The organism is Arthrobacter sp. 35/47 (assembly GCF_000520475.1).
Classification (GTDB): Bacteria; Actinomycetota; Actinomycetes; order Actinomycetales; family Micrococcaceae; genus Arthrobacter_D; species Arthrobacter_D subterraneus.
This window is the reverse complement of sequence record NZ_KI914589.1, coordinates 7,175-14,999: the sequence shown is the minus strand read 5'-3', so window position 1 is coordinate 14,999 and position 7,825 is coordinate 7,175. Positions and strand designations below refer to the sequence as shown.

Sequence of the window (7,825 nt, the reverse complement as noted above, 5' to 3'; positions counted from 1 at the left end):
TCCGGCGTCCAGGGCCGGCCGACCAGTGCCTCTTCCGTTGCCAGGGCGCGGATCGGCGTGGCTGCCACACCCCCCAGACCGATGCGCACGGAGCGTACGACGCCGGCACTCAGCTGCAGTGCGATAGCGACGGACACGCTGGAAATGTCATCGAAGCGCCGCTTGGCGATCTTGTAGAACGCGGTGCTCTCGGCGAGCGGGAGCGGAATCCGGATGGCGCGGAGCATCTCATGGGGCTTGCGCACGCTCTGGCGGTAGCCGGTGTAGTACTCCGACAGCGGCACCTCGCGCTCTCCCTCTGTGGAGGACAGCACAACCCGGGCATCCAGCGCCAGGAACACGGGCGCGGAATCGCCGATGGGCGAGCCGGTGGAGAGGTTACCGCCGAAGGTCGCCGCGTTGCGGATCAGGCGCGAGGCGAACTGCGGGAACAGGTGGCCCAGCAGCGGGATCCTGCCCTCGAGGGCGCGCTCCACTTCGGAAAGCGTCAGGGCCGCGCCGATGTCGATGGAATCGGCACTAAACGTCAACCCACGGAGTTCCTCGAGCCGGTCGATGGCCAGAACCAGCGGCGGCCGTGAGTGCCGGAGGTTGACCTCGACGCCGAGGTCCGTGGCACCGGCAACCAGCTTCACGTCGGAGTTCTCCTGCAGGGCTGCGTGCACCTCGTCCAGGGACTGCGGACGAAGGAACTCCGCCTCACCGCTGACCCGGGTATGCCTCGGCGCAGGCGCGGGGCGATTCTGCCGGTCGAGCAGCGGATCACTTTCCAGGGGTTGGTCCAGCGCGTACGCGGCGTCCCGGATGGGACGGTAACCCGTGCACCGGCACAGATTGCCGCTCAGCGCGTGCAGGTCGAATCCGTTGGGCCCGCACTCGTGGTCGGTAGCGTGTTCCTCGCCGACGACGGCTGTTCCGGTTTCCCGGTCTTCTTGAGCCGACGAGCGCTCCGGCCGGTAGTACTCCGCTGCCATGGAGCAGATGAAACCGGGGGTGCAGTAACCGCACTGCGAGCCGCCGCGGTCGGCCATCTCCCGCTGCACCGGGTGCAGGTCCTCGGGTGCGCAGGCGTCGGAGACGTTGCCCAGCCCCTCGGCGGTGATGATCTCCTGACCGTCGAAGGCAAGTGCCGGCGGAAGGCACGCGTTGACCGAGGTCCATCTACTCCTCTCGGGGCCGTCTGGCCTGGCCACGAGGACGGCGCAGGCGCCGCATTCCCCTTCCGCGCAACCCTCCTTGGAGCCGGTAAGGCCCTCATTCCGTAACCAGTCGAGTAATCGAGTGGAGGGGTTTGTTCCGCTGCAGTCCCGGACCTTGCCGTTGACGGTTACCTTGATTCCGTCCATTGTTCACGCTCCCGTACTAACCGGACCGACGCGCCAACCGAACAGTGTGGGGATCCCGGACCGCGTGGAAGGTCCGTGCCACAGTGTTCGTTACGTAGTTTCGGTGTGACCTAGCGTACACCCATTCCGTGGAATTGTGTTTCCACAATGCGGGATAAGCTCGCGCAAGTGTCCGGACTCCGGGGGACATGGCAAGGAACCCCCGGAAGGGATTCGGAGGCCCATGTGCTGCTAATGAAAACAGCAGATGCGAAAGGCGCATCACGCCCGGCCTCCGGAATCCCATCGAGGGGCTCCTTGCAACAATTTTCCGCCCGGGCCTCAGGCGTTGTCAACGGGAGGATGCAGCGGATGCGCGCCGCCGTTCCGGCGGCATACCGCGCGGGATTACCAGCGGGACGGGATCCCGTAGCCTCCGCGGTAGAACAGCAGCGGATCCTCATCGACGCCCTCGTCCAGCGCGTGCACCAGCGCCGCCACAATGGTGTGGTCACCGCCGTCGTACTCTGCCCAGAGTGTGCAGTCCGCCCAGGCGATCCCGCCGTCCAGAATGGGGGCGCCGGAAGGCGCAGGCGACCACCGGACGCCGGCAAAGCGGTCCGCCCCGGACCGGGCGAAAGCGTTGCTGATGTCCCTTTGCTCCACGGAGAGGACGTTGATGCAGAAACTGCCGGCCTGGCGGATCAGGGGCCACGTGGTGGAAGTCCGGGCAGGGTTGAAGCTGACCAGCGGCGGGTCCAGGGACAGGGAGGCGAAGGACTGGCAGGTAAATCCAACGGGGCCGTCGTCGGTCAGGGCGGTCACCACGGTGATGCCGGAGCAGAATTTGCCCAGCACCTCGCGCTGTGTCTTGCCACTTTTTGTCGGCGGTTCCATGCGGAAATCCTCTCGGCCGGCCCGTGACCGGCATTGCATATCCATAACACTCTCAACTGTTACCGGTAAGGCGTGCAGTTCTTTACCTCACGTTTCGCTTCCTTCACTGGTCTCCGGGGTGGACGCCCATACTGGGAAAAAGCCGCCAGCTTCAAAGGAGACCCCATGGCAACCACTGACGGAACCCGCCGGCACGTCCGCTTCAACGCGTTCGACATGAACTGCGTGGGGCACCAGTCCCCGGGCATGTGGCGCCACCCGGATGACCAGTCCTGGCGGTACAAGGACATCCGCTACTGGGCGGACCTGGCGAAGACACTCGAGAAGGGCCTCTTCGACGGCATCTTCATTGCCGACGTGCTCGGAACCTATGACACGTACGGCTCCTCCAACGCCTCCGCCCTCCGGGAGGGGACCCAGGTCCCGGTCAACGACCCGTTCCTCCTGGTCTCCGCCATGGCCGTAGTCACCGAGAACCTCGGCTTCGGCGTCACCGCCGGCACCGCGTATGAGCACCCGTACCCGTTCGCACGCCGCCTCTCCACCCTGGACCACATCACCAACGGCCGCTTCGGCTGGAACGTGGTCACCGGCTATCTCCCCTCCGCCGCGCGCAACATGGGCAATGAGGACCAGCTTGAGCACGATGAGCGCTACAACCACGCCGATGAATACCTCGAGGTGGTCTACAAGCTGCTCGAGGGCTCCTGGGAGGACGACGCCGTGGTCCGCGACCGCGAGCGCGGCATCTTCACCGACCCGGAGAAGGTGCACGAGATCCGCCACGAGGGCAAGTACTTCAAGGTGCCCGGCATCCACATCAGCGAGCCCTCACCCCAGCGCACCCCCGTGATCTACCAGGCCGGGGCGTCTTCCCGCGGGATCGCGTTCGCGGCCGGGAACGCGGAGGCCATCTTTGTCGCCTCCCCCACCAAGGACATCCTGAAGGACACGGTGACGAAGATCCGCGACGCCGTCGAGGCCGCCGGCCGGGACCGGCACTCCGTCCGGATCTACACCCTGCTCACCGTGATCACGGACGAGACCAGCGAGGCCGCGCACGCCAAACACGAGGAGTACAAGCAGTACGCCAGCAACGAGGGCGCGCTGACCCTGATGTCCGGCTGGATGGGCATCGACCTGTCCGAGTACTCCCTCGATGACCCGATCGGGGAAGTGAAGTCCAATGCCATCCAGTCGACGGTGTCCAACTTCCAGAAAGTGAACGACGACGGCAAGCCCTGGACCGTACGTGACATCGCCGAATCGGCGAGCATCGGCGGCCTTGGACCGCGCCTGGTCGGTTCCGGGGCGGAAGTCGCCGAGGAGCTCATCTCCTGGGTGGACGAGACCGACGTCGACGGCTTCAACCTGGCCTACGCCATCACGCCCGGCACATTCGAGGACATCGTGAAGTACGTTGTGCCGGAACTGCAGAAGCGCGGCGCCTACCAGACCGAATACGCGCCCGGAACGCTGCGGAACAAGCTGTTCGGCAAGGGCGACAAGCTTCCCGAGGACCACAAGGGCAGCGGGTACCGCATCGGAGCCGCTGCCCGGCAGGCGTAGCCCGGCAGGTGTAGGGCGGTAGAGCCCGCCTACACGCCGACCTTCGACAGGATCGCCGCCAGCGCGGCCTGCACGCCGGTGGAGAGGGTCGGCTCCATGGCGGGCGCAAAGAACGGTGAGTGGTTCATCGGCACCGGGTCGGCGGCCAGGGTCTCCTCGGTGTGGCCGCCGAAGAACCAGAAGACGGACGGAACGCCGATCGACTCGGCCAGCAGGCCGAAGTCCTCGGATCCCATCAGCGGCTCGATCTCGTTGACGCTGCCTTCGCCGAGCTCCCGGCGGAGTGCTTCCACCACCTCCGAGGTGGCCTGCGGATCGTTGTAGTTCTTGGGGAACGTGTACAGCTCCTCGATGAGCGGCTCGGGTGCGTTGGACGCCTCCGCCTCCGCCCGGATGATCCGCCGCAGCGCGCTGAGCACCTTCGCGCGCACCGCGTCGTCGAACGTGCGGATATTGAGTGTGAATTCGGCGTCCGCGGGAATGATGTTCTCCTTCAACCCGCCGTGGAAGGAACCCACGGTGACCACGGCCGCCCGCCGCGGATCGATCTCCCGCGAGACGATCGTCTGGATCCGCGTGATGATGTGCGCTCCCAGCACAATGGGGTCGATCGAATCCTGCGGCTGCGACCCGTGCGACTGCCGGCCCAGCAGCGTGACCTTCCAGGAATCCGCCTGCGTCATGGCGTGGCCGGAGGCGTACTGGATGGTCCCCGCCAGGCCCGGCATGACGTGCTGTCCGTAGACCACTTCCGGCTTCGGCGCCCTGTCCCATAGACCGTCCTCCACCATGGCCTTGGCTCCGGCGGCGGTTTCCTCGCCCGGCTGGAAGATCAGCACAACGGTGCCGGACCAGCGGTCGGTGGATCCGGCAAGGACCTTCGCGGCCGTCAGGAGGGTCGCGGCGTGGGTGTCGTGTCCGCAGCCGTGCATCACCGGAACTTCCGTTCCGTCGTCGAGCGTGCCGGTAGCGGTGCTGGCGTAGGGCACGCCGGTGTCTTCCCGGATGGGCAATGCGTCAGTATCGGCGCGGAAGGCCACCACCGGGCCCTCACCGTTGCGCAAAACGCCGACGACGCCGGTGCCTCCGCAGACAAAGGTCTCCAGTCCCGCTCGCTCCAGTTCCGCCTGGATGAGCGCGGCAGTCCGGTGCTCCTGCATCGAGAGCTCGGGGTTGGCGTGCAGATGCCGGTACAGGTCGTGCATTTCGGCGCGCTGCTCGTCAGTCAGTACGGGTGCGGGCGAGGTGGTGATCATGGTGGTGAGGGCTCTCTGTTGCGGAGGATTCTGGGACCAGGGCAGCTTCAGGCTGCGGGCTGGGCTTCCTTGCGGGCAAACCAGGCGATGATGATCGTACCGATGACCGAGATCGCGGTGGAGACCATGGCCAGGCCCGGCACCAGCGGCAGCAGGACAAACTGGACCAGCAGGACCACGGCGAAGGCGATGAGCGTGGGCCGCAGCTGCTTCATCGAGATGATGGCCTGGACAATGACCGCGCCCATCACGGCCGGCAGCACATAGATGCGGGCCACGTCGGTGACACCCGCCGGCACCACGCTGATCAGCCAGGTTCCGAGGATTCCCACGAAGACCAGCAGTGACAGGAGGTGCACGGCCGCTGCTCCGCAGATCGCCATGATGGCGGCGAAGTTGCCGCGCTCCGTACCGGGCCTGGCACCGATGCTGGTCTGTGCAACCAGCACCGAGGGCAGGAGCTTGTTCGAGATATTGCCGATCATGAACGCCTGGTACATGGCGGCAGGGCCGAGGATCGGGAAGTAGGTGATCGGCTCCACCAGCCAGATGACAAAAAAGGTGCCGAGGACGGCGGCGACGGCGGTCCACAGCTGGGTGGAGGTGATGCCGAGATTTCCGAACAGGACCAGGTAGAGCGGCCCGGCAACGGAGATGATGAGACCGGCGATCATGGTCAGCCGCCCCCACCGGGAGGTTGTGCGGTCAAATTCCGCGAGGTCCGCGGTGGCCTGCGCTGGGCTCAGAGTGGTCATTGGATTGTTCCTTCCGGACAGTTGGGCGGTCATGCGACTGGGCCGAGGCCGGCGGTGTGGGCAGCGTAGGCAACAAAGAGGGCTGCGACGATCGCGAAGCCGAGGCCCCACTCCCGCAGCCAGACCCGGTTCAACCGCTTCGCGAGGAAGAGGCAGAGTGCCATGACAACGCCCGCGGTGAGGAGGGTGATGAGGTGCGCTGCGCTCTTGGGGATTTCACCGATTCCAATGGAAATGAAGGCGGCCAGCAGCGCTGCGGCCGGAACCACCGTCATGATCAGCGGATTGACCTTCGCGAGCTTGTGCTCGCCCCGTTTCAACAGCGGCGTTGCAATCAGCGTGGTGAGCATCCACATTGCCCCACCGATGCTCATGGCGAAGAACGCGACGGCGAAAACCTGCTGCGTGTAGGTGGCGCCGCCCAGGGTGGCATCCATGGTTGTCGCGGCGATGTTGGCGGCGCCGGTCTCGTAGGCGGCCGATCCGATCAGCCCGATGCGCACCAGGACGGCCGGTGTGCCGAAGAGTGCCAGGAGCGCGATGGCAACGAGCACGACGGCGAGTGACGGCCCGATCGCCGCAACCGCTCCCGAGCGGAATGACGTTTTCAGCTCCGCTCCGGTGATCCCGGCTGCGGGAGCCGCCTTCCGTGCCGCACGGATGTAGATCACGGACTGGAGGATAATGACGGCGAAGACGCCGAGTGCACAGGCCCACAGCACGGGCATGTTGGCGATGGAGAGAATGTTCGTCGAGCTGCCGTTCTCGACAAGCTGGGTGGGCATCATGGGAGGCCTTCCGGGGCTGTTGGTGATGGGTAAAACACTTGCTTTCATTCTGGAGTGACCTGCAACACATGGCGCTAAATCCCTGATAATTTACAGAGCGGACGTTATTTTCGAAGAAAGTGATCACGGAGGCGGAGATGAATCTCGACGAGGAGGACCTGCGGCTCATCAACGCCCTGCAGATCGGGCCACGGCTGCCATGGACGGTTGTCGGTGAGGCGCTGGACAGGCATCCCACCTCGCTTGCCGCCCGGTGGGACCGGCTGCAGGCGTCGGGCGCGGCCTGGATCACGGCACACCCCGTCGGCAGGCCGGACCAGATGTCCCTCTCCTTCCACGACGTGCAGTGCGATCCGGCCCGGCGTGAAGACGCGGTGCGCGCCATCGCGGGCATCCCGGATGTTTTCACCATTGAGGAGTGCTACCGCAACCGGGACATGATGCTGACCGTCATCACACCCACCCCGACGTGGCTGATCGAGTCCGTCTACCCGCAGCTCGACCAGGTGCCCGGTCTCACCCGGTATGAGACCTCGTTCTGCACCAAGCTGCACTACGGCGCGTACAGCTGGCGGCTTGACACCCTCACCGCCAACCAGCGGATGGCGCTGCAGCACGCGGCCGGCGGCCGGACACCCTACCGGGGCGCGCTTCCACCGAAATACCGGCCGATCATCCAGGAGCTGAGCCGCAACGGCCGCGCCACCGCGGCGGAGATTGCCGAGGCCATCGGCCTCCACCCCGCCACTGCCCGGCGCCAGCTTCAGAAGATCCTGGACGCCGGTGTCCTGTCCTTCCGCTGCGAGGTGGCCAACGGTCTGATCGGTTTCCCCATCATCTGCCAGTGGTTCGCCCGCCTCCCGGCCAGCCGGCACGAGGACGCCGCAGCGCAGCTGGGCTCCCTGGGCTCCCTTCGCCTGTGCGCCTCCACCACCGGTGCCACCAACTTCATGTTCATGATGTGGCTGCGCACGGCTGCCGACATCATGGCCGTGGAACAGTCCGTAGCCGAGCGAATCCCGGACCTGGACCTGGTCGAAAGCGTGGTGATTGCGAACGTGCGCAAGCGGGTGGGCTGGATGCTGAATCGGGACGGCACCACCACCGGCGAAGTGACGGTGCCCGGTGACGCCTGGTAGGCCGCCCAACTTGCGTGAACCCTCAACTAACCGCTAAGGTGTGTGAATCGCGTCACCCGACCAGGTGGTGCAGCCTTCGATCTGTGGCGGGAGACA

7 protein-coding genes are annotated in these 7,825 nt (G+C 65.8%); 2 read left to right on the top strand and 5 right to left on the bottom strand.

Annotation, left to right across the window (positions count from 1 at the left end):
* Both X803_RS18065 and X803_RS0105575 read right to left on the bottom strand, forming a co-directional pair.
* Positions 1–1,346 (bottom strand): xanthine dehydrogenase small subunit (locus X803_RS18065; RefSeq protein ID WP_084033442.1); only part of this gene is annotated, 1,346 nt, incomplete at its 3' end.
* A 387-nt stretch (positions 1,347–1,733) separates the two neighbouring features.
* Positions 1,734–2,222: a flavin reductase family protein gene (locus X803_RS0105575; RefSeq protein ID WP_026544367.1), complete on the bottom strand. Its 489-nt coding sequence runs from the start codon at positions 2,220–2,222 to the stop codon at positions 1,734–1,736.
* Positions 2,223–2,387: 165 nt separating this feature from the next.
* Between X803_RS0105575 and X803_RS0105570 the strand changes: the two genes are divergently transcribed.
* On the top strand, positions 2,388–3,791 hold the full coding sequence (locus tag X803_RS0105570; protein ID WP_026544366.1) for an LLM class flavin-dependent oxidoreductase: 1,404 nt from the start codon (positions 2,388–2,390) through the stop codon (positions 3,789–3,791).
* Between the two features lie 29 nt (positions 3,792–3,820).
* Here the strand turns inward: X803_RS0105570 and X803_RS0105565 are convergent, their stop codons facing one another.
* From X803_RS0105565 to X803_RS0105555, 3 genes are read right to left on the bottom strand one after another with little or no spacing between them, the layout of a single operon-like run.
* On the bottom strand, positions 3,821–5,047 hold the full coding sequence (locus X803_RS0105565) for an amidohydrolase (RefSeq protein WP_026544365.1): 1,227 nt from the start codon (positions 5,045–5,047) through the stop codon (positions 3,821–3,823).
* A 47-nt stretch (positions 5,048–5,094) separates the two neighbouring features.
* A complete protein-coding gene (locus tag X803_RS0105560; RefSeq protein ID WP_026544364.1) occupies positions 5,095–5,802 on the bottom strand; it encodes a hypothetical protein in 708 nt (235 codons plus the stop codon).
* Between the two features lie 29 nt (positions 5,803–5,831).
* Positions 5,832–6,587, bottom strand: a complete 756-nt coding sequence (locus tag X803_RS0105555) for a DUF5058 family protein (RefSeq protein ID WP_026544363.1) — start codon at positions 6,585–6,587, stop codon at positions 5,832–5,834.
* A 140-nt stretch (positions 6,588–6,727) separates the two neighbouring features.
* On the opposite strand from X803_RS0105555, the gene X803_RS0105550 reads away from it, so the two are divergent.
* Complete coding sequence (locus X803_RS0105550) at positions 6,728–7,729, top strand: Lrp/AsnC family transcriptional regulator (RefSeq protein ID WP_035778093.1); 1,002 nt, start codon at positions 6,728–6,730, stop codon at positions 7,727–7,729.
* Positions 7,730–7,825: the final 96 nt, after the last annotated feature.

Excerpts from the sequence above, each read along its gene's own strand:
- X803_RS0105560 (WP_026544364.1), bottom strand. The coding sequence starts at position 5,802 with ATGACCACTCTGAGCCCAGCGCAGGCCACCGCGGACCTCGCGGAATTT.
- X803_RS0105575 (WP_026544367.1), bottom strand. The coding sequence starts at position 2,222 with ATGGAACCGCCGACAAAAAGTGGCAAGACACAGCGCGAGGTGCTGGGC.
- X803_RS0105550 (WP_035778093.1), top strand. The coding sequence starts at position 6,728 with ATGAATCTCGACGAGGAGGACCTGCGGCTCATCAACGCCCTGCAGATC.
- X803_RS0105555 (WP_026544363.1), bottom strand. The coding sequence starts at position 6,587 with ATGCCCACCCAGCTTGTCGAGAACGGCAGCTCGACGAACATTCTCTCC.
- X803_RS0105565 (WP_026544365.1), bottom strand. The coding sequence starts at position 5,047 with ATGATCACCACCTCGCCCGCACCCGTACTGACTGACGAGCAGCGCGCC.
- X803_RS0105570 (WP_026544366.1), top strand. The coding sequence starts at position 2,388 with ATGGCAACCACTGACGGAACCCGCCGGCACGTCCGCTTCAACGCGTTC.